Annotated in this window: 23 protein-coding genes; 12 read left to right on the top strand and 11 right to left on the bottom strand. The window is 70.6% G+C overall.

Annotation, left to right across the window (positions count from 1 at the left end):
- Nucleotides 1–146 precede the first annotated feature (146 nt).
- From ACFSCU_RS09860 to ACFSCU_RS09815, 10 genes are all read left to right on the top strand, one after another.
- Complete coding sequence (locus tag ACFSCU_RS09860) at nucleotides 147–671, top strand: FecR family protein (protein ID WP_180551107.1); 525 nt, start codon at nucleotides 147–149, stop codon at nucleotides 669–671.
- A complete protein-coding gene (locus ACFSCU_RS09855) occupies nucleotides 668–1261 on the top strand; it encodes an OmpA family protein (protein WP_180551106.1) in 594 nt (197 codons plus the stop codon). The genes ACFSCU_RS09860 and ACFSCU_RS09855 overlap by 4 nt, the downstream gene beginning before the upstream one ends.
- Entirely contained in the window at nucleotides 1239–1991 is a 753-nt protein-coding gene (locus ACFSCU_RS09850) for a c-type cytochrome (protein ID WP_377560572.1), read from the top strand. Before ACFSCU_RS09855 ends, ACFSCU_RS09850 begins: the two co-directional genes overlap by 23 nt.
- Nucleotides 1988–3277 carry a c-type cytochrome gene (locus ACFSCU_RS09845; RefSeq protein WP_180551105.1) on the top strand — a complete coding sequence of 430 codons (1290 nt, stop codon included), beginning with the start codon at nucleotides 1988–1990 and terminating at the stop codon, nucleotides 3275–3277. The genes ACFSCU_RS09850 and ACFSCU_RS09845 overlap by 4 nt, the downstream gene beginning before the upstream one ends.
- Nucleotides 3278–3447: 170 nt before the next feature.
- Nucleotides 3448–4596 (top strand): hypothetical protein, encoded by a 1149-nt coding sequence (locus tag ACFSCU_RS09840; protein ID WP_180551104.1) that lies wholly within the window; start codon nucleotides 3448–3450, stop codon nucleotides 4594–4596.
- A gap of 411 nt (nucleotides 4597–5007) precedes the next feature.
- Nucleotides 5008–5499 (top strand): pyridoxamine 5'-phosphate oxidase family protein, encoded by a 492-nt coding sequence (locus ACFSCU_RS09835; RefSeq protein WP_180551103.1) that lies wholly within the window; start codon nucleotides 5008–5010, stop codon nucleotides 5497–5499.
- Between the two features lie 62 nt (nucleotides 5500–5561).
- The gene (locus ACFSCU_RS09830; protein WP_377560913.1) at nucleotides 5562–6200 is read left to right on the top strand and encodes an RluA family pseudouridine synthase; all 639 of its coding nucleotides are present in this window, start codon (nucleotides 5562–5564) and stop codon (nucleotides 6198–6200) included.
- Nucleotides 6201–6469: 269 nt separating this feature from the next.
- Nucleotides 6470–7102: a dioxygenase family protein gene (locus tag ACFSCU_RS09825; RefSeq protein ID WP_377560571.1), complete on the top strand. Its 633-nt coding sequence runs from the start codon at nucleotides 6470–6472 to the stop codon at nucleotides 7100–7102.
- Between the two features lie 152 nt (nucleotides 7103–7254).
- Nucleotides 7255–7842 carry a BPSL1445 family SYLF domain-containing lipoprotein gene (locus ACFSCU_RS09820; RefSeq protein ID WP_333705503.1) on the top strand — a complete coding sequence of 196 codons (588 nt, stop codon included), beginning with the start codon at nucleotides 7255–7257 and terminating at the stop codon, nucleotides 7840–7842.
- Nucleotides 7843–7953: 111 nt separating this feature from the next.
- Nucleotides 7954–8724, top strand: a complete 771-nt coding sequence (locus tag ACFSCU_RS09815; protein WP_377560569.1) for an SDR family NAD(P)-dependent oxidoreductase — start codon at nucleotides 7954–7956, stop codon at nucleotides 8722–8724.
- A 320-nt stretch (nucleotides 8725–9044) separates the two neighbouring features.
- On the opposite strand, the gene ACFSCU_RS09810 is transcribed toward ACFSCU_RS09815, so the two are convergent.
- Nucleotides 9045–9905, bottom strand: a complete 861-nt coding sequence (locus tag ACFSCU_RS09810) for an ATP adenylyltransferase family protein (protein ID WP_180551099.1) — start codon at nucleotides 9903–9905, stop codon at nucleotides 9045–9047.
- Between the two features lie 140 nt (nucleotides 9906–10045).
- Entirely contained in the window at nucleotides 10046–10933 is an 888-nt protein-coding gene (ppk2, locus tag ACFSCU_RS09805; RefSeq protein WP_377560912.1) for a polyphosphate kinase 2, read from the bottom strand.
- Nucleotides 10934–11125: 192 nt separating this feature from the next.
- Between ppk2 and bktB the strand changes: the two genes are divergently transcribed.
- Nucleotides 11126–12310 carry a beta-ketothiolase BktB gene (bktB, locus tag ACFSCU_RS09800; protein WP_180551098.1) on the top strand — a complete coding sequence of 395 codons (1185 nt, stop codon included), beginning with the start codon at nucleotides 11126–11128 and terminating at the stop codon, nucleotides 12308–12310.
- A 157-nt stretch (nucleotides 12311–12467) separates the two neighbouring features.
- Entirely contained in the window at nucleotides 12468–13430 is a 963-nt protein-coding gene (locus tag ACFSCU_RS09795) for a Bug family tripartite tricarboxylate transporter substrate binding protein (RefSeq protein WP_180551097.1), read from the top strand.
- A 382-nt stretch (nucleotides 13431–13812) separates the two neighbouring features.
- Here the strand turns inward: ACFSCU_RS09795 and ACFSCU_RS09790 are convergent, their stop codons facing one another.
- From ACFSCU_RS09790 to ACFSCU_RS09750, 9 genes are all read right to left on the bottom strand, one after another.
- Nucleotides 13813–14016 carry a YgaP family membrane protein gene (locus ACFSCU_RS09790; protein ID WP_180551096.1) on the bottom strand — a complete coding sequence of 68 codons (204 nt, stop codon included), beginning with the start codon at nucleotides 14014–14016 and terminating at the stop codon, nucleotides 13813–13815.
- Between the two features lie 37 nt (nucleotides 14017–14053).
- Nucleotides 14054–14410, bottom strand: a complete 357-nt coding sequence (locus ACFSCU_RS09785) for a hypothetical protein (RefSeq protein WP_180551095.1) — start codon at nucleotides 14408–14410, stop codon at nucleotides 14054–14056.
- Between the two features lie 29 nt (nucleotides 14411–14439).
- Nucleotides 14440–15786, bottom strand: a complete 1347-nt coding sequence (locus ACFSCU_RS09780) for an NAD(P)/FAD-dependent oxidoreductase (RefSeq protein ID WP_257645828.1) — start codon at nucleotides 15784–15786, stop codon at nucleotides 14440–14442.
- Nucleotides 15787–15837: 51 nt separating this feature from the next.
- Nucleotides 15838–16980 carry an NAD(P)/FAD-dependent oxidoreductase gene (locus ACFSCU_RS09775; protein ID WP_377560567.1) on the bottom strand — a complete coding sequence of 381 codons (1143 nt, stop codon included), beginning with the start codon at nucleotides 16978–16980 and terminating at the stop codon, nucleotides 15838–15840.
- A complete protein-coding gene (locus tag ACFSCU_RS09770; protein WP_377560565.1) occupies nucleotides 16977–18434 on the bottom strand; it encodes a TolC family protein in 1458 nt (485 codons plus the stop codon). Before ACFSCU_RS09770 ends, ACFSCU_RS09775 begins: the two co-directional genes overlap by 4 nt.
- Nucleotides 18431–18784: a carboxymuconolactone decarboxylase family protein gene (locus ACFSCU_RS09765; protein WP_180551094.1), complete on the bottom strand. Its 354-nt coding sequence runs from the start codon at nucleotides 18782–18784 to the stop codon at nucleotides 18431–18433. Before ACFSCU_RS09765 ends, ACFSCU_RS09770 begins: the two co-directional genes overlap by 4 nt.
- A gap of 15 nt (nucleotides 18785–18799) precedes the next feature.
- Nucleotides 18800–19006: a YgaP family membrane protein gene (locus ACFSCU_RS09760; RefSeq protein WP_180551093.1), complete on the bottom strand. Its 207-nt coding sequence runs from the start codon at nucleotides 19004–19006 to the stop codon at nucleotides 18800–18802.
- 15 nt (nucleotides 19007–19021) lie between these two features.
- Nucleotides 19022–22387 carry an efflux RND transporter permease subunit gene (locus ACFSCU_RS09755; protein WP_377560563.1) on the bottom strand — a complete coding sequence of 1122 codons (3366 nt, stop codon included), beginning with the start codon at nucleotides 22385–22387 and terminating at the stop codon, nucleotides 19022–19024.
- Nucleotides 22388–22557: 170 nt separating this feature from the next.
- Nucleotides 22558–23643, bottom strand: a complete 1086-nt coding sequence (locus tag ACFSCU_RS09750; RefSeq protein WP_377560562.1) for an efflux RND transporter periplasmic adaptor subunit — start codon at nucleotides 23641–23643, stop codon at nucleotides 22558–22560.
- Nucleotides 23644–23670: the final 27 nt, after the last annotated feature.

Here is a 23670-nt window from a genome sequence, read left to right as displayed (position 1 = left end):
TCGGGGTCAAGGGGGTCTTTCGGTCCAAATAGGCCCGTCGCCGGGCGGTGGCAGGGGCCGATTGTCGCTGCGCCGCGGGCGATCCGCGTTAGGATCAAGTGTTCAGGGGCCGCAGGCCCCGTGTGATTTTTCCAACGGAGTTCTCCATGCGCTTCGATATCCACAAGGCTCCGCGCTGGCTGGCGTGCCTGTCGCTGTGCCTGGCCGCGCAGGCCTGGGCGCAGCAGCCGGCCGCGCCGGTTGCCGCACCGGCCCCTGCCCCCGCCCCGGCCGCCATGCCGCAGCCCACGGGCGATGCGCGCGAAGGCACCTTCAAGGCCGTGCAGGGCGAGGTCACCGTGGTGCGCGGCAACGCCCGCAGCGCCGCCGTGGTGGGCGCCGGCGTGCAGACCACCGACCGCATCGTCACCGGGCCGAAGAGCGCCGCCTCGCTGACGCTGAAGGACGGCACCGTGCTGGCCGTGGGCCCCGACAGCGTGATGGACCTGTCCGAATTCGCCTTCAACAGCACCACGCAGGAAGGCAGCATGCTGGTCAATTTGGTGCGCGGCAGCCTGCGCATGGCCACGGGGCTGATCGCCAAGCTGAAGCCCGAGCAGGTGAAGGTGACCACGCCCACCACCGTGATCGGCGTGCGCGGCACCGATTTCATCGTGGAGGAAAACCCATGAGCCGGCGCCTGATCGCCCTGCTGGCACCCGCGCTGCTGGCGCTGGCCGCCTGCGCGCCGGCCACGCGCGTGGTGCTGCTGCCGCAGGAAGGCGTGCCGACCGCAGCCGTGACCGTGCAGGCCCGGCAAGGCCAGGTGGTGCTGGCCCAGCCCTATGCCGTGGCCGAGGTGGCTTCCAGCGGCAGCGTCGACACCGCGCAGACCGATGCGCAGCAGGTTGAAAAGCGCTACGGCCAACTGCTGTCGGTGCAGCCAGCGGCCGAGCAGCGCTTCACGCTGCTGTTCATGCCGGGCGGCGCGCAACTCACGCCCGAATCCAGCGCCGAGCTGGCCGACGTGCTGGCGCGCGCCACCGAGCGGCCGGGCGGCGAGGTCATCATCATCGGCCACACCGACCGCGTGGGCAGCGTCGAATCGAACGACACGCTGTCGCTGCAGCGCGCGCAGGCGGTGCGCCAGCTCGTCATCGATCGTGGCTTCGACCCGAACCGGGTGGAGGCCGTGGGCCGCGGCGAGCGCGAGCCGGTGGTGCAAACCGCCGACGAAGTCGAGGAACCGAAGAACCGCCGTGCCGAAATCGTTGTGCGGTGATCGTTGGCGGCGGCGGCTGGGCGCACTGCTGGGCGCGCTGCTGCTGGCCGGCGCCGCGCAGGCCGCCAGGCCGTTCGAGGACAGCATGGCCCAGCGCACGCTGGCCTGCACCGCCTGCCATGGCGAGCAGGGCCGCGCCGGGCCTGATGGCTATTACCCGCGCCTGGCCGGCAAGCCGGCGGGCTACCTGTACAACCAGCTGCTCAACTTCCGCGACGGCCGGCGCCATTACGGCCTGATGACGCGCATGGTCGACGTGCTGAGCGACGAGTACCTGATGGACATCGCGCGCCACTTCGCCGCCATGCAGGCGCCCTACCCGCCGCCCGCGCCGCTGGCCAGCCCGCCGCCGCCCGCCGTGCTGGCGCGCGGGCGCGATCTGGCGCTGAACGGCGATGCCGCCCAGCGCCTGCCGGCCTGCGTCCAGTGCCATGGCCCGGCGCTGATGGGCGCCCTGCCCGACACGCCCGGCCTGCTGGGCCTGCCGGCGGACTATCTGATGGCGCAGCTGGGCGGCTGGCGCACCGGGCAGCGCCGCGCGCACGCGCCCGACTGCATGGCCAGCATCGTGCAGCGCCTGTCCGATCGCGACGCCTACGCCGTCGTCAGCTGGCTGGCCAGCCAGCCGGTGCCGGCCGATGCGCGCCCCGCCGCCGCTCGCGGCGCCCTGCCCGGCGACGCCGCCGACCTGAAGTGCGGCACCGCGCCCGCGCCGGGAGCCGCGCGTTGAGGCTGCTTCGCCGCGCCCTGCTTGCGCTGGTGCTGCTGGCGGGGTTGGCCACGGGCGTGCTCTGGCACCTGAACTACAACGACGGCGTGGACATCGACGCCGCCGAGCCCATGGCCGCCGATGCCGCGGTGCTGGCGCGCGGCGCCTACCTGGCGCGCGCCGGCAATTGCCTGGCCTGCCACACCGCGCGTGGCGGCGTTCCAGCGGCCGGCGGCAAGCCCATCGCCACGCCCTTCGGCACGCTGTACGCCGGCAATCTGACGCCCGACCCCGACACCGGCATCGGCCGCTGGAGCGCCGCCGCCTTCTGGCGCGCGCTGCACCATGGCCGCTCGGCCGACGGGCGGCTGCTGTACCCGGCCTTCCCGTACACCCACACCACGCTGCTCACGCGCGCCGACAGCGATGCGCTGTTCGCCTACTTCCGCAGCCTGCCGTCGACGCGCACGCAGGTGCCGGCGCACGAACTGCGCTGGCCCTACAGCACGCAGGCGGCGCTGGCGGTGTGGCGGGCGCTGTACTTCCGCCCCGGCGATGCGCCGGCCGACAACGTGCACGCCGATCCGCAGCGCCGCGGCGCCTACCTGGTGCACGCCGTGGCCCACTGCTCGGCCTGTCATGCGCCGCGCGACCGCCTGGGCGGCGCCGACTGGCAGCGGCTGGACGGCGGCCTGATGCCGGCCCAAGGCTGGTATGCGCCCTCGCTCACCGCGCCGCACGAGGCCGGCCTGGGCCAGTGGCCGGTGGAGGACATCGTGCAACTGCTCAAGACCGGCCACTCGGCCCGCGGCCACGCCAGCGGGCCGATGGCGGAAGTGGTGTTCCACGGCACGCAGTACCTGAACGACGCCGACCTGCAGGCCATGGCCGGCTACCTGAAAGCACTGTCGCCGGCCCCATCGGCCCCCGCTGCCGCGCCCGCCGCCACGCCCACGCGCCTGGCCCAGGCGGGCGAAAAGCTGTACGGCCAGCACTGCGCCAGCTGCCATGGCGAACAGGGCGAGGGCGTGCCCGGCGCCTACCCGGCGCTGGCCGGCAACCGCGCCGTCACCATGCCGCACACGCAGAACCTGCTGCAGGTGATGCTGCACGGCGGCTTCGGCCCGGCCACGGCGGGGCGCCCGCGCCCCTATGGCATGCCGCCGTTCACGCTGACGCTGAACGACACCGAGATCGCCGCCGTCATCAGCCACATCCGCAACGCCTGGGGCCAGCACGCGCCCGAGGTGACGCCGCTGGAAGTGCTGCAGATGCGCCAGGCCAGCAGCAGCAGCCTGCGGCCCTGAGCGCCTGCACCGGCACCCATACCCCCGCCCCCACCCGACGACCGGCGGCGCGCGGCGCCCCGGCGGTCACGCGCTGCCTATGTGGCGCCCCTATACTGTTTTGCACGCGCCTGCCCTGGCAGCCACGCCGGGCCGCGCCACCGAAACAACAGCAAGCACGGGAGCGGCACATGGCTTTCAACTGGTTCACCCCCAAACCGGGCGCGCGCCGCCGCGAGGCGGGTGACACGGCATCCGCCGACCACGCGGCGGCGCCCCTTGCGGGCGGCGGCGGCAACCTGTCCTGGCCCGACGTGGTGCGCCAGCTGGGCCAGGAAGTGGCCATGTCGCTCAACGCCGCCAGCGAGCAGCTCGAGCGCCTGAACCGCATGGAGCCCAGCCTGGTGCGCAGCCTGATCCCCGTGACCGAATCGGTCGAGCGCGCGCGCCAGGCCGGCATGGCCGCGCAGCACGTGCTGCGGCTGTGCGAAGACCCGCCACCGCAGCAGCGCGAAGTGCTCAACCTGGCCGACGTGGTGCGCGCCGTGCTGACGGCCCGCGCCGACTGGCTGGCGCGCCGCCAGATCGGCGTGCGCCAGGGCCTGGCCCACACCCGCGTGTACGCCGACTCCAGCATGCTCTACATGCTGGTCGACGAACTGGTGCAGTGGGCCGGCCAGATGGCGGCCAGCGTCACCATCACCGTCGACAAATCCGGCCGCACCAGCCGCCCGCGCCTGCGCGTGGCCGCCTGGTGCAACCCGGCCGAGGTGCCCGAGCCGGTGTGGCGCAGCATCCGCTGGACGCTGTGGCACCAGCTGGCGCACGCGGTGGGCGCGGTGTCGCAACTCGACACGCGCGATGACCACGTGCGCGTCACGCTCGACCTGGCGCAGGTGTCGGAGGACCAGCTGGCCAGCGCCGTCGAGACCTCGGTCGGCCCGTCCAGCGTGTCGGCCGTCATCCAGGGCTGCCGCGTGCTGCTGGTCACCGGCCACGCGCAGCGGCGCGCGCAGTGCCTGCAGGCGCTGGCCGGCTACGGGCTGATCCTGGACGCCGCCGAGGACATGCGCCAGGCCGAGCGCCTGGCCACCCAGCACCTGCCGGATGCCGTGATCTACGACGGCTCGGTCCACGCCGGCGCCATCGAGCGCCTGCGCGAAGACCTGCAGCGCCGCGCCGCCACGCCCACCGCCTTCGTCGAGATCCACGACCAGGCGGGCGCGCCCGAATTCCAGGCCTCGACCGTCGGCGCCGTCTCCACCGGCCACGTGGCGGCCGGCGCGCTGAACCAGTCGCTGGGGCCGGCGCTGGTGTTCGAGTTGTGCAAAGTCATGTGAACACCCCCCTGAGCGGCTGACGCCGCTTCCCCCCTCTCCTGCAGGAGGGGGGACGCCGCCAGCGGCCGGCGCAAGTCCGGCCGCGGCGGCCGCTGGCCTGGCCTGCTCCGCGGCCACTCGACATGGCTGAGGCGCTGCTTTTTTGGAAGCCGTGCGACGGATGAACTGGCACGGCTCTTTGTGGGAGCGGGCTTGCCCGCGATGGACGGCCTCGCCGGCAGAGATCGATCAGATACTCCCCAACACCCTATCCGAAAGCGCCCATCAATCAAGCGCTAACGACTCATACTCCCCATACCCCGCCTGCACACTGGGCTTGAAAGCCCGGCGCCGTCGATGCCGCCGCCGGCTCGGCGAATGCTACAGTCCACGCGGCGTTGCGGCCAGCCCGCTTCCCTTCAGCTCCACACCATGACCACCCCGCACCTGCCCCGCCTCGGCCTCGCACTGCGCGCGCTGCTGCAGGCGCGGCGCCACGCGGCGCTGGGCACGCTGGACGCGCAGGGCGGCGGCGCCTTCGTGTCGATGGTGCCCTACGCCATCGACACCGCCACGCAGCAGCTGGTGCTGCACGTCAGCGGGCTGGCGGCGCACACCGCCAACATGGCGGCCGAGCCGCGCGTGTCGCTGCTGGTCACCGCCGCCGATGCCGACGACGCGCCGGTGCACGACCTGGCCCGCGTCACGCTGCAGGGGCTGGCCAGCACGCCGGCGCCCGGCTCGGCCGACTGGGTCACGGCGCGCAGGGCCTACCTGGCGCGCTTTCCGGATGTCGAGCCGATGACGGCGCTACCCGATTTCCGCTTCGTCACGCTGCAGCTCACCGGCGCGCGGCAGGTGGCCGGCTTCGGCGCCGCGCGCAGCGTGGGGCCTGACGAACTGGCGCAGGCGCTGGCCGCTTGAACCCGCCAGACGCTCCTGAAAACGCAGCAGCCGGCGCCCAGCCGGCGGCGCCTGTCGCAGCCGTGGACGATGTCGAGGTGCTGCACGAGGACGCGCACCTGCTGGCCCTGGTCAAGCCGGCTGGCCTGCTGTCGGTGCCGGGCCGCGGGCCGCAGAACGCCGACTGCCTGAGCACCCGCGCGCAACGGCGCTGGCCCGGTGCATTGATCGTGCACCGGCTCGACCAGGCCACCAGCGGCCTGCTGCTGATGGCGCGCAGCGCCGCCGTGCAGCGCGCGCTCAGCAGCGCCTTTGCCGAGCGCCGCGTGCACAAGCGCTACGAGGCGCTGGTGCACGGCCGGCCCAGCGCCGCCACGGATGCGGACGGCTGGGCCGAGATCGACCTGCCCCTGATCGTCGACTGGCCGAACCGCCCGCGCAGCAAGGTCGACCACGCCAGCGGCAAGCCCAGCCGCACGCGCTGGCGCCTGCTGGCGCACAATGCCGCCACCGACACCGCGCGCCTGGCGCTGGAGCCCGTCACCGGCCGTTCGCACCAGCTGCGCGTGCACCTGCTGGCACTCGGCCACCCCATCGTCGGCGATGCGCTGTACGGCGCCCCCGACACGGCCCCACGGCTGATGCTGCACGCCTGCGCCTTGCGGCTTGAGCATCCGGTGAGCGGACACACTCTCGACCTGCGGAGCGACGTGCCTTTCTAAGCGTTTTCGGCCTGCAGCGCAGGCGGGGCAAGCGCCGGCAGCTATCAAAATTGATTTCTCATGACGCGCGCACCGCTTTCGCTGTGTGGGAGCGGGCTTGCCCGCGATGAGGCGCCTCGCCGCTACCAACGCTTGATCGCGGGCAAGCCCGCTCCTAAAACGCTGTTGGAGACTGGGTGCGACGCAAGCAAGACCGCACCCATCAGCCACCGCGCAGGAACTTGCCTGGCGGCGCGCGACTCGCACCCTGCACCGACCGGAAGCCGCCCATGACCACCCACCCGCGCCCGCCCCTCACCCGCCGCCACGCCGCGGCCGCGCTGCTGGCCGCGCCCTGGGTGTGGCGCGGCGCCATCGCCCAGCCGGCCGAGCGCCTGCGCCCCACGCCGCAGCAGACCGAAGGCCCGTTCTACCCCGTCGAGCTGCCCACCGACAGCGACCACGACCTGCTGCGCAACGGCGCGCAGCGGTACACGCAGGGCACGCCGGCGCAGGTCGAAGGGCGCGTGCTGGACGTCGACGGCCGGCCGGTGAGCGGCGCGCAGGTGGAAATCTGGCAGTGCGACCAGCAGGGCCGCTACCACCATCCGCGCGACGGCGGGCGGGCCGACGCGGCGTTCCAGGGCTTTGGCCGCGTCACCGTGGGCGCCGATGGCGCCTGGCGCTTTCGCACCATCCGCCCCGCGCCCTACAGCGGGCGCACGCCGCACATCCACGTGAAGGTGCGGCTGGGCCGGCACGAGCTGCTGACGACGCAGCTGTACGTCGAAGGCGATCCGGGCAACGCGCGCGACTTCCTGTGGCGCCGGCTCGACGAACCGGGCCGCCGCGCCCTCACCCGCCCCTACTCGCCCGGCCCCGACGGCCTGCACGCCGACTACACGCTGGTGGTGCTGGCCTAACGCCGCTGCGCCGCACGCGCTGGCGCGCCCCGCACAACGCCCTGGCGCCGGTTGCCACAAGGTCGCGGGCTGCTGTCCTACGCCTCGGCCGCGGCGCGCGCTCTACAGTTTGCACGTCGTCAATCTGACTCACGAAACAAAGGACACACCTCATGAAAAACTTCAACCTGCGCAGCATCGGCCTGGCCACTGCCCTGGGCCTGGGCAGCATCGCGCTGATCGGCTGCACCACCACCACCAAGGACAGCCAGGCCACCCCGGCCGTCAGCCGCGCGTCGATGGAGACCTCGGTCAACGAAACCCTGTCGCGCCTGTACAGCACCGTGCCGGGCACGCGTGAAATGGTGTCCAAGGCCGCGGGCGTGCTGGTGTTCCCGGCCGTCGTGGGCGGCTCGTTCGTCGTCGGCGCCGAACACGGCCGCGGCGCGCTGCGCGTGGGCGGCCAGACGGTGAACTACTACAGCACCACCAGCGGCTCCATCGGCTTCCAGGCCGGCGGCCAGTCCAAATCGGTCATCTACGTGTTCAACACGGCCGACGCGCTGCAGAAGTTCCGCGCCAGCAAGGGCTGGACGGCTGATGCCGACGCCACCGTCGCCGTGGGCACCGTGGGCGCCAACGGCCACGTCGACACCAAGACCCTGCAGCAGCCCATCACCAGCTTCACGCTGACCAACGTGGGCCTGGAAGCCGGCGTTTCGGTGGGTGGCAGCAAGATCACGCCGATCTCCCTGCCCTGACCCCCGCCACGGCCACGCGGGGCGCTGTGAACACCGCCCCGCCTGACCCGACCCAGGGTGCTGCATAGATTGCAGCACCCTTTTCTTTTTTCCCTGCAAGACTTCAACGCCATGACCGCCGCCACCACCCGCCACCTGTTCATCCTCACCGGCGCCTCGCGCGGCATGGGCCACGCCATGGCCGGGCAGCTGCTGGCGCCCGGCCACACCGTGCTGACGCTGGCGCGCCGGCCCGACGAGGCGCTGGCCAGCCGCGCCGCCGCCGCGGGTGCCACGCTGACGCAATGGTCCGCCGACCTGGCCGACGCCGCCCCCGTGGCCGCGCGCCTGGCCGACTGGCTGGCCGCGCACGACGGCGCCGCCTTCGCCAGCAGCGCGCTGATCAACAACGCCGGCGTCATCCCCGCCATCGTGCCGCTGCGCGACGCCGCGCCGGCCGATCTGGCCAACGCCCTGCGCGTGGGGCTGGAGGCGCCGATGCAGCTGACCGCCGCCTTTCTGCACGCCACGCGCGCCTGGCCGGGCGTGCGCAAGGTGCTCAACATCTCGTCCGGCCTGGGCCGGCGCGCCATGGCCTCGCAGGCCGCCTACTGCGCGGCCAAGGCGGGCATGGACCACTTCACCCGCTGCCTGGCGCTGGACGAGGCGCTGGTGCCCAACGGTGCCAAGGTGTGCTCGCTGGCGCCGGGCGTGATCGACACCGACATGCAGGTGCAATTGCGCGGCGCCGATGCGGCGGCCTTTCCCGATCGCGGCAGCTTCGAGCAGCTGAAGCGCGGCGGCCAGCTCACCAGCGCGGACGACGCGGCGCGGCGCGTGCTGGCCTACCTGGCGCGCGCCGACTTCGGTGCCGAGCCGGTGGCAGATGTCCGCACGGCGTGATGCGGCTTCGAATCACCAGATACTCCCCATATAGTCAGCCTGCAGCGCCCGTCATTCTGGCGCTGACAACCGATACTCCCCATGATCCTGTAGGAGCGGCGGAAGCCGCGAAGCGCCGCAGCCCCGCTGGCAGCGCCGCCCCTTCGCGCCTGCGGGCTCATTCCATGTCCAGATCGAAACCACATGAATCCCGTCATTCCGGCGCAAGCCGGAACCCAGACGACGCACGTGCGGAACGCATGGATCCCGGCTTTCGCCGGGATGACGATGGTTGACGCCTTGAGGTGAAAACGGAATCACCCAGCCAGCCGCAGCACGGCTCAAACCCCCACGGCCGCCAGCGCCGCCAGCGGCCCGGCCGCCTTCAGCGCGGCCAGCTTGTCGGCCTCCTGCGCGTAGAAGGTGCCGCCGAAGGCCAGCGCGTTGACCGAGACGCCCTCGAAATGCTCGCGGCTGCGCGGCACCAGCAGCAGCCAGCCGTCGGCGATCAGCAGGTTGGAGGGCGGCAGCAGGCCGCTGCCGTTGGGCGCCAGCCCGAGCTGCGCCAGCGCCCGCGTGTAGCCGGCGTGCAGGCTGTCGGCCAACGCCTCGACCGACACGCCCGGCCCGCCGGCGATGCGCACGAAGCAGTGCCGCACGGCCAGTTGCGGGTGCTGCGCCGTGGCCAGCGGCGCCGCGTCGGCCGGCAGGCCGGGCCACCACAGGTCGAGGCTGGCGTTGCCTTCGGCGCGCGGAATCCACTGCAGGTGCTTGTGGCGCTGGCTGGCGCCCGCGGCCGTGCCGCCGTTGTGAAAGCCCAGCCCGCCGGCAGCCACCAGCACGCGCGCCAGCGCGGCGAAGTCGCTGCGGTCCAGCGGTTCGAGTTGCTCGCTGAACGTCTTCGTCGCGATGACGAGGTGGCGCGCCGAGATCGGAAACTTGTTCAGGATCGCCGTGTGCGCATCGCCCAGCGGCCCCACGGTGAGCGCCGGATCGGGCGAGAGAAAAGGGTTGAAGTTCGGATCACGCGGGCCGCCGGGAATCAGCGTGCGCTTGCCCGCCAGCGTAGACACCGAGCGCGCCAGAAAGCGCAGGCCGCCATCGACCAGCTCGGTCTGTTCGGTGACCAGGGGTTGCAGGTCGCCCGAGGCCAGGGCGCCCTGGGCGCGTTCGTCGACCTGTTGCAGGAAATCGCTCGTCATGGGGTGCCCTCGGAAATCGGAACCATGAAACACGGCCGCGGCGCCCACGGGTGGTGTGGCGCCCGGCCCCTTCCGGCGCATCCTACCCAAGCCCGGGGCAGGCCTGCAGGCGCGCGGCCAAAGCCGCGCGGTGCGGCGGGTCAGAACACCTGCGGCACGATCATGCTGTCGGGCACCGGGTGGCGCACGTAGTCCTCGTGGCGCACGCGCGGCGGCAGCACGACTTCGGGGCGCTCCACTTCCTGATACGGCAGTTGGCTCAGCAGGTGCGTGATGCAGTTCAGCCGCGCCTTCTTCTTGTCGTCGGCCGGCACCACCCACCACGGCGCCTCGGGGATGTGCGTGCGCTGCAGCATGTCCTCTTTGGCCTTGGTGTAGTCCTCCCAGCGGCGGCGGCTTTCCAGGTCCATGGGGCTGAGCTTCCACTGCTTCAGCGGGTCGTGGATGCGGCCGAGGAAGCGCAGGTTCTGCTCCTCGTCGCTGATGCTGAACCAGTACTTGATCAGCACGATGCCAGAGCGCACCAGCATCTTCTCGAACTCGGGCACGGTGCGGAAGAACTCCTCCAGCTCGTCGTCGGTGCAAAAGCCCATCACGCGCTCGACGCCGGCGCGGTTGTACCAGCTGCGGTCGAACAGCACCAGCTCGCCACCTGCCGGCAGGTGCGGCACGTAGCGCTGGAAGTACCACTGCGTCTTCTCGCGGTCGTTGGGCGCCGGCAGCGCCACCACGCGGGCCACGCGCGGGTTCAGCCGCTGGGTGATGCGCTTGATCACGCCGCCCTTGCCGGCCGCGTCGCGCCCCTCGAACACGATCACCACCTTGCGCTTGGTGGTGGCCACCCAGTCCTGCAGCTTCACCAGTTCGCCCTGCAGGCGGAACAGCTCGCGGAAATACTGCTGGCGCGCCGCCTTGTAGTCGGCCGAATCGGTCAGCACGCCGGCCACCGCGTCGATGTTGCGGTCTTCCAGCTCCATCTCCAGCTCTTCGTCAAAGCCGTCCAGCAGGTCGCCGCGCAGGCGGCGCATCAGTTCTTCTTCGCTCACGGTCGGTGCTCCAGGCGATTCATCGCAACCCTTCACGATATTCTCAGATTGTGATGATTTGATGACTGTCACATTCGGCGCGGCGCTGTCAGCGGCCCGCAGCCGGATGGCGGCATACTGTGGGGGCAAGACCCTTACAACCCCACCCCGAGAACCAACCAGGAGAACCAAGTCATGGCACGTGAAGTCGTCGTCGTCAGCGGTGTGCGCACCGCCATCGGAACCTTTGGCGGCAGCCTGAAGGACACCCCCACCGTCGATCTGGGCGCGCTCGTCGTCAAGGAGGCGCTGGCGCGCGCTGCCGTCGAGGGCAAGGACGTGGGCCACGTGGTCTTCGGCCACGTCGTCAACACCGAACCGCGCGACATGTACCTGTCGCGCGTGGCGGCCATCAACGGCGGCTGCCCCAAGGAGACGCCGGCCATGAACGTGAACCGCCTGTGCGGCTCGGGCCTGCAGGCCATCGTGTCGGCCAGCCAGGGCATCCTGCTGGGCGACTACGACGTCGCCATCGGCGGCGGCGCCGAGAACATGAGCCGCGCGCCCTATGCCAGCCTGGCCACGCGCTTCGGCGCGCGCATGGGCGACACCAAGATGATCGACATGATGGTCGGCGCGCTGCACGACCCGTTCCACACCATCCACATGGGTGTGACGGCCGAGAACGTGGCGGCCGAGCACGGCATCACGCGCGAGGACCAGGACGCGCTGGCACTGGAAAGCCACCAGCGCGCCGAAAAGGCCTGGGCCGAGGGCCGCTTCAAGGACCAGATCGTCCCCGTGGTCAGCAAGGGCCGCAAGGGCGACGTCACCTTCGACAAGGACGAGCATTTCCGCGCCGGCGCCAAGCTGGAGGACTTCCAGAAGATGAAGCCGGTGTTCGTGAAGGAGAACGGCACCGTCACGGCCGCCAACGCCAGCGGCATCAACGACGCCGCCGCCGCCGTGGTGCTGATGGAAGCCGGCGCCGCCAAGGCGCGCGGTGCCAAGCCGCTGGCCCGCCTGGTGGGCTACGCGCACGCCGGCGTCGAGCCCAAGACCATGGGCATCGGCCCCGTGCCGGCCACGCAGATGCTGTTGAAGAAGCTGGGCATGAAGATCGACCAGATGGACGTGATCGAGGCCAACGAGGCCTTCGCCGCGCAGGCCTGCGCCGTCACCAAGGGCCTGGGCGCCGACCCGGCCAAGGTCAACCCCAACGGCTCGGGCATCTCGCTGGGCCACCCCATCGGCGCCACCGGCGCGCTGATCACCGTGAAGGCGCTGTACGAGTTGCAGCGCATCCAGGGCCAATACGCGCTGGTCACCATGTGCATTGGCGGCGGCCAGGGCATTGCGGCGATCTTCGAGCGCATGTAATCCGCTATCCGGCAGATAGCTGCCCACGCCCGCTGGACCGGCGCCAGCGGGCGTTTTTCATGGTCAACCGCCGCGGCAGGGTCAGCGCCTGCGCAAGACCCCGCAGCGCGCTAACATTGCCCATCCAGTTTCACTTCTTACAGAAAGCCCGCCCCAGATGTTCCGCCCAATCGCCTCTGCCCTGGCCATCGGCCTGATCGCCTCCGCCGCCCACGCCCAGACCTACCCGACCAAGAACATCCGCATGGTCATCCCCTTCCCGCCCGGTGGCGGCACCGACATCCTGGGCCGGCTGGTGGCGCAGAAGCTGACCGAGGCCAACCAGTGGACCATCGTGCCCGATAACAAGGCCGGCGCCGGCGGCACGCTGGGCATCACCGAAGCGGCCAAGGGCAAGCCCGACGGCTACGACATGGTGATGGGCCAGAAGGACAACCTGGTCGTCGGCCCCTGGCTGTACAAGAGCCTGCCGTGGAACCCGGTGAAGGACTTCACGCCCGTGGCGCACGTGGCCTGGTCGCCCGTGATCATCGCCACCAGTATGAACAGCAAATACAAGACGCTGGCCGACGTGGTGGCCGCCGCCAAGGCCGCGCCCGACACCGTGACCTACGGCTCGCCCGGCAACGGCACCACCATCCACCTGGCGGGCGACCAGTTCGAGAAGGCCGCGGGCATCAAGCTGCGCCACGTGCCCTACAAGGGCTCCAACCCGGCGCTGATGGACGCGCTGGCCGGCAACGTGGACCTGCTGGTGTCGTCGGTGCCGTCGGCCATGGCGCAGGTCAAGGCGGGCAAGCTGCGCCCGCTGGCCGTCACCTCGGCCAAGCGCAGCACCAGCCTGCCCGACGTGCCCACCGTGGCCGAAAGCGGCTACGCCGGCTTCGACATGAGCACCTGGTACGGCCTGCTGATGCCGGCCGGTGCGCCCGCCCCCATCGTGGCGCAGATGAACGGCGCGGTGAACAAGCTGCTGGCCACGCCCGAGATGCAGAAGGCCATCCACGACCAGGGCGCCGAGCCGCTGGCGATGACGCCCGAAGCCTTCACCCAGCAGTTGCAGCGCGACTACCAGGGCATGGAGAAGATCGTGCGCGATGCGGGCGTAAAGATTGAGTGACACCCCCCTGAGGCGCTGACGCGCCTTCCCCCCTCTGCTGCGCGAGGGGGGACGCAGCCAGTGCCCGGCGCAGGTCCGGGCACGGCTGCCGCTGGCATGGCCTGCTCCGCTGCCTTTCGATGACGCGTGGAGTGGCTGCTTTTGTGCGGGAGCGGGTTCGCCCGCGATGGGGTGCATCCGCCTGATCCATCGCCACATCGCGGCCAAGGCCGCTCCTTCAGTGGAGCTTTTCTTCCTTATACTCTCCCTATAGATACTCGGTAGCGCCCGCCAGACAAGCGCAAAAACCATATACCCCCTATCATTCTTGAGGCAGCCGCGTGAAACGGCTGAAAAAAACGCCCGCATCTGCGGGCGTTTTTCATGGCGCAGACGGCGCCGCTCAGGTCGAGCTGCGGTCCTTGATCGGGCAGGTGTTCATGCCCAGCAGCGTGTACGCGGGGCAGAAGCGGAACAGGCCGGTGGCCAGCGGGATCACGCCCAGCCAGCCCCACCAGCCCACGGTGCCGGTGACGGCCAGGGCGATCAGCACCAGACCGACGACGATGCGCAGGATGCGGTCGATGCCGCCGACGTTGAGTTTCATAACAAGCTCCTTTGGTTTGCAGGACGAAGAATAACCGTCAGACGAGCGACGGGCGCTGGCGCGACTTGCGCAGCCAGGTCAGCAGCGGCCACGCGAACAGCGTGCCGGCGGCAGCCCAGGCCACGGCGATGCCGATCAGGTTGGCCCAGTCGACCCAGTATTTCATTTCGCCCAGGCCAGACTTGCTCCACAGCGGGGTGACGAAGAAGATCACCACGCCCAGCAGCGCGCCCAGGGCCACGGCCTTGGGCAGGCAGGCGCGCCAGTCGGCGCCGCGGCCGCCGCGCGCCATGGCCAGCAGCACCAGCCACAGCACGGCCAGCGCCAGCAGCCAGGGCCAGATGGACAGGGCCAGTTCCCACACGATGTTCAGCATCAGCCAGATTTCATACATGGTTCGTGTCTCCTTGGTTCAGTGCGTGGTCACACGCGGCCCTTCATGACCGCGATGTAGGCGGGCTTGAGCAGGCGGTACTTCATGAACCAGGCCATGAAGCTCTCCTGCAGCGGCTCGATCATCGGCAGCGAGGGCGTGAGCTTGCCCTCGTAGTCGAACTCGATCAGCATGGCCGAGCCTTCGCGCACGATCATCGGGCACGAGGTGTAGCCGTCGAAGATCTGGTCGGCCGGCTGCCCCGCGATCACGCGCGCCAGGTTGTGCGCCACCAGCGGCGCGCTCTTCTTGACGGTGGCCGCCGTCTTGCCGCGCGGCGTGCCGTTGATGTCGCCCACGCCGAACACGTTGGGGTAGCGCAGGTGCTGCAGCGTGTCCTTGCTCACCTCCAGCCAGCCGCCGCCGGCCATGGGGCCCTGCTTGGCCGACAGGTCGCTGTTCTTCACCACGTCGGGCGCGCGCATGGGCGGCACCACGTGCAGGAAGTCGTAGTCGACGCTGGTGCGCTCGCCCTCGGGCGAGGTGAAGACGGCCTTGCGCGCGCCCAGGTCCACCGCCACCAGCTTCTGCAGGTAGTGGGTGTTGATGCCCAGCGCCTTCCAGCGCGCCAGCACGTTGTCGTTGACGGCCTTGACGCCGAACACGGTGTCGTCGGCCAGCGCGCTGTAGAAGTCCACCTTCGACTGGCCCATGGTGCCGGCCTGGCGCAGGCGGTCGGCGATCATGAAGGTCATCTTCAGCGGCGCGCCGGCGCATTTCAGCGCGCCGGGCGGCAGCGTCATCACGGCCTGGCCGCCCTTGGCGCGGTAGGCGTCCATGGCCTGCCAGGTGGCCAGCGCGGCCTGCGGGCTGGCGTAAACGCTGCCCATGCCGTTCTGGCCGATGGCGGCCACGTCCATGCCTTCGATCTGCGCATAGTCGAGGTGCAGGCCGGTGGCGACGACGAGGTAGTCGTAGCCGATCTTCTGGCCGCTGGTGGTGGTCAGGCTGTTGCTGGCGGGGTCGAACGCGGCCACCATCTCCTGCACCCATTCCACGCCGGCAGGGATGAAGTCGGCGTTGCGGTCGCGCACCTTCTCGATCGGCCACACGCCGCTGGCCACCAGGGTGTAGCCGGGCTGGTAGTTGTGCTCCTGCTTGGCGTCGACGATGGTGATCTTCGCCTGCGGCAGCAGCGCGCGCAGGCGGCTGGCCACGGCAATGCCGCCCAGGCCGCTGCCGGCGATCACGATGTGCGCCTTGCTGTTGCTGGTCTGCGCCTGCGCGACAGGGGCGGCCTGCAGGGCGCCGACGGCGATGGGCGCGGCGCCCATGGCGCGCAGCATGTCGCGGCGGGATGGCGGGCGCGTGGGCCCGCGGTGGGAGCGTTCGGTCATGGTGTCTCCTTGGTGGTGGGTTGATTCAAATCGACTGGCACGGCACGGCCTTCATTGGTAGTGCCTCAGGTAGCGCCGCTCGAAGCTGCGCTTGGCCCAGTGCATCAGGCGGTTGGGCGGCAGCACGATCTGCTGCTGCTCGGTGCGGTAGACCAGCGTGCCCTGGTCGATGGCGTCGATGATGCAGACCAGTTCGACCTTGAAGCCGCGCTCGCCCCGCCCGCCCGCCAGCTCGGCCAGCAGGTTGTGCGCCGCGGCCTCGGCCTGCAGATCGGCCATGTGGGCCTGCTTGGGCATCCAGTCGGGGCCGGGAAAGCTGCCGCTGTCGCCGACCACGTAGACGCGCTCGAAGCCGGCCACGCGGCACTGCGCATCGGCCGCCACCATGCCGCCGGGCGAACGCGGCAGCGCGGAGTGCTCCAGCCAGGCCGGCCCGGTGAGCCCCGGCATGAACAGGATCAGATCGGCCGCGAACTCGCCGCCCTCGGTGACCACCTTGTCGGCCTCGAAGCGCAGCATCTTGTGGCCCAGGTGCGTCTCGATGCCCTGGCGCTGCATGCGCGCCAGCAGTTGCGCCACCGTCTTCTCGCCCAGGCGGATGCCGGGCTTGGGCGAGGGGTTGAAGAACACCAGCTTGAACTGCTCGCGCCGGCCCTCGCGGCGCAACTGGCGCTCGATGCCAAACAGGAACTCGAACATCGGCCCACCGCGCACGGCGCTTGGCTCGTGGGGGTTGGCGCCGAAGCCGATGGCGATGGTGCCGCCGTCCATGGCGCGCAAACGGTCGCGCACGCGCTCGGCGGCGTCGATGCCTTCGCAGGGCACGACGGCGTGCTCGATGCCCGGCAGCTTGCGGATGAAGCGCGCACCGCTGGCAATGACCAGCGCGTGGTTGGCCACATCGCCCGCCGTGGTGTGCACCACGCGCCCGTCATCCGACAGGCCGGTGACGCTGGCCTGATGGTGCTGCACGTTCATGCGCTGGAAGAAGTTGCCCAGCGGCACCACCAGGTCGGCGCGCGTGCGCAGGCCGCTGGGAATCCAGATGGTGCCCGGCAGGTAATGCAGTTCTGCACGCGGGCCGATCATCGTGATCGGATCGGTGCAGCCGCCCGCGCGCAGCGCGCGCACGGTGGACAGCGCACCGAAGCCGGTGCCGAGCACGACGATGGGGGCGTGGGTGGCGGCGGTCATTTGCGGTCCTTGCGCGGCGCACGCGCGGGGGTGGCTGCCGGCACGACGGCAGCGGGCGGCGCTGGCGGCGCCGCCGCTGGCACGGGTGCCAGCGCAGCGCTGAGCTTCGCCATCAGGGGCTCGTCCAGCCGGTCGGCCAGCGCGGCCAGGCGCAGGCGCTGCTGCATCTGCCCGGTGCGCGCCTCGGCCAGCGCCAGCGTGGCGCGGGCATGGTCGTTCTCGGCGTTCAGCACGTCCATCAGCGTGCGGTCGCCCAGCTCGCGTCCTGTGCGGGTGGCGTCGAGCCGCGCGGCGCTGGCCTTCAGGCCGTCCTGCAGTGCGGCCACGCGGGCCTCGCCCGCCTGCCAACCCAGCCAGGCAGCGCGCACCTGCTCGGCCACCTGCTCGCGGGCCTGTTCCAGCTGTGCCTGGGCCTTGTCCAGCAGGCGTGCGCCTTCGCTGGCCTGGGCGCGGCTCATGCCGCCGTCGTACAGGGGGATGTTGACCTGCACGCCGACCATGGCATTGGCGTTGCGGTTGCTGGCCGAGCCGAATTCGCCCCGGCCGCCCAGCCGGTCGAAGCCGGCCTGTGCGACCAAGTCCACCGACACGCTGTCGCCTGCGCGGCGCTTGCGCAGTTCCTGCTCGGCCATGCGCACACCATGCGCGGCCAGCTGCACCTGCGGGTTGGCCGCCTGCGCGGCGTCGATCCAGGCTTGCAGCGATTCGCCCAGTGCCTGGGTTTGCGCGGGCAGTTGCGCCACGGGCAGCGGCAGGCCGGTGCTGTCGGCCAGCGACTGGCGCGTCAGGTCGCGCTGCAGGCGCGCCGCCTCGACCTGCGCACGCACGCCGGCGAGAGCCGCATCGGCCTCATGCGTGTCGGTCACGGGCACGTCGCCCAGTTCAAAACGGTCGTGCGCCTCGGTGGTGGCGCGCGCCACCGATTCGGCCTGGCGCTCGGTCACGCGCAACTGCTCCTGCGCCACGGCCAGGGCGAAGTAGCGCTCGGCGGTGCGCAGCAACAGCTCGTTGCGGGCGGCGCGCCAGGCGGTGTCGCCCATCTCGGCGCCCAGTTCCAGCTGTGCGCGGGCAGCCTCGCGGCCACGGTTGACCAGCGGCTGCTGCGCGATCAGGTTGGCGCGCGTGGCCAGCCCGGCATGCACCGAGGTGGCGAAGTCCACGCCCTCGGACGTGCCGAAGCCGGGCGCCGAGAACTGCGCGCCCTTCATGCGCGTGTCGCTGGCGCCCAGGCCGGCGCCCAGGCCCAGCATCACGTTGGGGCGCCACAGCGCCTCGGCCTGTTCGCGCTTGGTCTGCGCCGCCGCGTGCTCGGCACGGGCCACGGCCAGCGTGCGGTCGTGCTGCTCGGCAGCGCGCCACACGGTGAGCAGGTCCTGCGCGGTGGCGGGCAGCGCGCCCAGCCCCAGCAGGCCGATGCCCAGACCATGGCGCAACCAGGCGCGGCGCATGCTCATGTGGCCTTCTCGCCGCCGAACTCCTCGTAGGCGGCAATGGCCGCGGCGGCGTACATCAGCGACGGGCCGCCACCCATGTAGACGCACATACCCAGCATCTCATCCAGTTCGGCGCGTGTGGCGCCCAGCTTGACCAGCGCCTTGGCGTGGTAGCCCACGCACGGGTCGCAGCGCGCGGCCACCGACAGCGCCATGGCGATCAGTTCCTTGGTTTTGGCGTCCAGCACGCCGTCCTTGCCGGCAGCGCCCGCCATGGCGTTGAAGCCCTGCATGACATCGGGGATGCCCTTGCGCAGCTTGGCGGTGTTGGCGGATACGGAAGCGATCAGTTCCTTGTAGTTTTCAACCATGGGTTTCTCCTTGAATCAAGATGCACGGGCGCCGATCTTGCGCATGATGGTTTCCATCAGGCACCAGTTGGTGATGCCACTTTGCAGGAAGTTGGCGCCGACGAAGGCGGTGAACCACAGCCAGTTCGTCGAATGGAAGATGGGGCTGCTGGGCACGCCCAGCGCCAGCGAAAGCAGGATGAAGGTACCGCCGATGAGGCGGGTAAGTTGCCACGATGTCATTCTGTTTGCTCCTTTTCAAGTAGCTGCTTGCGCAGGCGGGACGGGCGCTGGAGCCTGATTTGACTCATGACTCCGGCAGTAGGCGACGTAGTAGAGGATGGGGATGACCACCAGCGTGAGCACGGTGGACACCAGGATGCCGAAGATCAGCGCAATGGCCAGGCCGTTGAAGATCGGGTCGTCGAGGATGAACAGCGCGCCGATCATGGCGGCCAGCGCGGTCAGCGCAATCGGCTGGGCGCGCGTGATGGCGCTCTGCACGATGGCGCGCTTGAAACTTATCCCCCCACGCTCCCCCGCTGCGCGTGGTGCGCTGCCCCCCGAGGGGGCTGCTTCGGCTTGGGAGCGGCCCCGCGCCGAATCGGGCACGCCCTCGGCGAGCTGCAGGTGGATGAAGTCGACCAGCAGGATCGAGTTGCGCACGATGATGCCGGCCAGCGCGATCATGCCGATCATGCTGGTGGCGGTGAACTGCGCGCCCAGCAGCGCGTGCCCCGGCATGACGCCGATGACGGTGAGCGGAATCGGCGCCATGATGATCAGCGGCATGAGGTACGAGCCGAAGTGCGCCACCACCAGCAGGTAGATCAGGATCAGGCCGACGGCGTAGGCGGCGCCCATGTCGCGGAAGGTCTCGTAGGTGATCTGCCACTCGCCGTCCCACTTGAGCGCGTAGCCGGCGTAGGGGTTGGAGGGCTGCTGGATGAAGTACTCGTCGATCGGGCCGCCATCGGGGCCTTGGAGTTCGGCAATCTTCGAGCGCATCTGGAACATGCCGTAGAGCGGGCTGTCCATGTCGCCCTTCTTGGTGCCCGCCATGTCACCGACGACGAAGACGACCGGCAGCAGGTCCTTGCGGTAGATCGGCTGCTCGCGCACCGTGTCGCTCACCGTCACCAGCTCGCGGATTGGCACCGCCGCGCCGCTCTGGCTGCGCACCGTCAGTTGCAGCAGCGCATCCAGGCTGCCATGCAGCTCGGGCGGCAGCTGAATCAGCGCCGGCACGGCGTAGCGGCTGGCATCGTGCAGGTAGGTGGCGGCGTCGCCCGACAGGCCCATGCGCAGCGTGCTGGCGATGGCCTGCTGCGTCACGCCCAGTTGCGCGGCCTTGGTGCGGTCGACCAGCAGCAGCGTCTTGGGCGCGGCGGTGATGGTGGAATCGTCCACATCGACCACGCCCGGCGTGGCCTCGAACACCGCGCGCACGGCCTTGGCCACGTCGCGACGGCCCGCCTCCTCCGGCCCGTAGATTTCGGCCACGATGGGTGCCAGCACCGGCGGGCCGGGCGGCACTTCGACCACCTTCACGTTGGCGCCGAAGCGGCGGCCGATCTCGTGCAGCGCGGGGCGCACGCGCATGGCGATCAGGTGGCTCTGGTCCTTGCGGTGCGCCTTGTCCACCAGGTTGACCTGGATGTCGCCCACTTCGCCGCCGGCGCGCAGGTCGTACTGGCGCACCAGGCCGTTGAAGTTGATGGGCGAGGCGGTACCGGCATAGGCCTGGTAGTTCAATACCTCGGGGACGGTGGCCAGATGAGCGCCAAGCGCTCTCAAAACAGCAGCATTCTTCTCGACCGGCGTGCCCGCGGGCATGTCGACGATGACCTGGAACTCGCTCTTGTTGTCGAACGGCAGCATCTTCAGCACCACCAGCCCGACCACCGGCAGCGCCACCGACAGCGCGATCAGGCCCGCCACCACCAGCCCCAGCAGGCCGCGGTTTCGGCCACCGCGCCGGTCGTCGAGCAGTGGGCGGAAGATGCGCTCGAACAGCGGCGCCAATCGGCCCGCCAATCCGTGCCCAGCCGCCTTGCCGTCGTCGTGCTGGTGCGTCGCCTTCATCCACAGCCGCGCCAGCCAGGGCGTGACGACGAAGGCGATGATCAGCGATAGCACCATGCCCAGGCTGGCGTTGATGGGGATGGGGCTCATGTACGGCCCCATCAGCCCGCTGACGAAGGCCATGGGCAGCAGCGCGGCGATGACGGTGAAGGTGGCCAGAATGGTCGGGCCACCCACTTCATCGACCGCGCCGGGGATGATCTCGCGCAAGCTGCGCCCCGGGAACAGTTGCTGGTGGCGGTGGATGTTCTCGACCACCACGATGGCATCGTCCACCAGGATGCCGATGGAGAAGATCAGCGCGAACAGCGACACCCGGTTGAGCGTGAAGCCCCAGGCCCATGATGCGAACAGCGTCACCGTCAGCGTCAGGATCACCGCCGTGCCGACGATGGCGGCCTCGCGCCGGCCGAGGGCGAAGAACACCAGCGCCACCACCGCGAAGGTGGCGAACAGCAGCTTCTTGATCAGCGTGGTGGCCTTGTCGTTGGCGGTCTCGCCGTAGTTGCGCGTGGTGCTGACCTGCACATCATGGGGAATCACCGTATCGTGCAGCTCGCTCACGCGCTGCATCACCGCATTGGCCACGTCGATGGCGTTCTCGCCCGGCTTCTTGGTGATGGCGAGCGTGACGGCGGGCGTTTCAACCGCGCGCGCTTCACCTTCGCCGCGCTGCACCTGGCCGTGCCACACGTAGCGTTCGGCCGGGGGCGCGCCTTCGCGCACGCTGGCGACTTCGCGCAGATAGACCGGCTTGCGGCCGCGACTGGCCAGCACCAGTTCGGCCACGTCCTGGGCGCTGTGCAGGTAGGGGCCGGTCTCGATGGCGATGGCCTGGTTGCCCTGCAGCACGTCACCCACCGGCAGGCCCATGTTGGCCGACTGCAGAGCGCCGCGCACCTCGTGGAGCGTCAGGCCGACAGCGGCCAGGCGCGTGGGATCGACCTCGACCATCACCGCGCGGCCGGGGCCGCCCACGGTCTTCACCTCGCGCGTGCCGGGCACGCGCTTGATCTCGGCCTCGACGCTGCGCGCCACGCGCTCCAGGTCGAAGGCGCCGGTATCGGCGCGCGTGCTGTGCAGCGTCAGCGCGACGATGGGCACGTCGTCAACGCCCTTCGGCTTGATGATGGGTTGCAGCACGCCCAGGCCCTTGGGCAGCCAGTCGGCGTTGGCGCCCACGGTGTCGTACAGCCGCACCACCGCCGCCTGGCGCGGCACGCCGACCTTGAACTGCACCGTGACCACCGCCACGCCCGGACGCGACATGCTCATCACATGCTCCACGCCCGTCATCTGCGACAGCACCTGCTCGGCCGGCGTGGCCACCATGGCCTCCACGTCCTTCGCGCTCGCGCCGGGGAACGGCACGATCACGTTGGCCATGGTCACGTCGATCTGGGGCTCTTCCTCGCGCGGCGTCACCAACACGGCGAACAGGCCGAGCAGAAAGGCGACCAGCGCCAGCAGCGGCGTGATCTGCGCGCTCTGGAAGTAGGCCGCGATGCGGCCCGAAATGCCCATGCGATGTTCCTGCATGTCAGTAGCCCTCGGCACCGCAAGTCATGACCGTCCCTGACGGCGCACGACCTCGGCCTGCGGCCGTCGATGACGCGCCCTGCGGGCGCATGACCCAAGATGAGTCATGGCGCGCCAGCGCCGTCATCAATGGCGAAGCCGAAATCATTGAGCGAAGCGAAGTCATGGAATCAACGCCCCCCGGCCACAACGCGCGTGGCTGCCTGCGGGTCGGTGATCAGCTGCTCGCCCGCGTCCAGGCCCGACAGCACCTCGACCTGATCGCCCTGCACCGGGCCCAGGCGCAGCTGGCGCAGTTGCGGGCGCTTGTCGGCGCCCATCACGTAGACCGCCGTCACCTCGGCGCGGCGCACCACGGCCGAGGCCGGCACGAACAGGCGCTTGGCCGCCGCCGCATCGACGGCCGCGCCAGCCAGTTGCAGCCTTGCAAACTGGCCCGGCGCCGCCGCCGTGCCCGCCGGCAGATCGACGCGCACCTGCTGCGTCAGCGATTGCGGATCGACCGTGGGCAGCACCTGCACGCGGGCCGGCGCCACCGCGGCATCGCTGCCCGACAGCAGCACCTGCGCGCCGCTGGCGCCGCCCTGGAGGGCACTGGCCGGCACGTGCGCCGTCACGCGCAGCGCGCCGGGGTCGTACACCGTCATCAAGGGGCGGCCCGGCATGGCCATGTCGCCGCGCTCCACGGTGAGCTGCGCCACGATGCCGTCGAACGGCGCGCGCACCACGTGAAAGCCGGTCTGCGTGCGCGCCGCGCTGGCCTGCGCCGACTGCGCGTTGACCTGCGCCTGGGCGGCGCGATACTGGCTCTCGGCCTGTTCCAGCGCGCCCTTGCTGATGTAGTTCTTCTGCGCCAGCGCGCGCTTGCGGGCCAGCTCGGTGGCGGCCACATCCAGCGCGGCGCGGGCCGCGGCCACCTGCGCACTGCTGGCGGCGGCGCTCTGCTCGGCAGCGCGCGCGTCGATGCGCAGCAGCACCTGGCCGGCACGCACCGCATCGCCGGCGCGCACGTTCAACTCCAGCACGCTGCCGGGCACCTGCGCGGCGATGACGGCCTGGCGCAATGCCTCGACTTGGCCGTCGTAGGTGGCCATCTGCGCCCGCTGGGCAGACTGCACCGCCACCACCGGCAACTCGGCCGACTGCGCCTGCCCGGCCAGCACCGACAGGGCGAGCGCCAGGCCCACCGCGCGCAGCGGCGTCGCGGCGGAACGATGACCGAGGGCTAACACGAAGCACTTGCTTTTCAGGTTCATTGCGTTATTATTTGCGCAATCATGCAA

Origin of the sequence: Ottowia beijingensis (assembly GCF_042680925.1) — a bacterium.
Classification (GTDB): Bacteria; Pseudomonadota; Gammaproteobacteria; order Burkholderiales; family Burkholderiaceae_C; genus Ottowia; species Ottowia beijingensis.
Note: the sequence above shows the minus strand (reverse complement) of the source record. Positions and strands in the feature narration are given on the sequence as shown.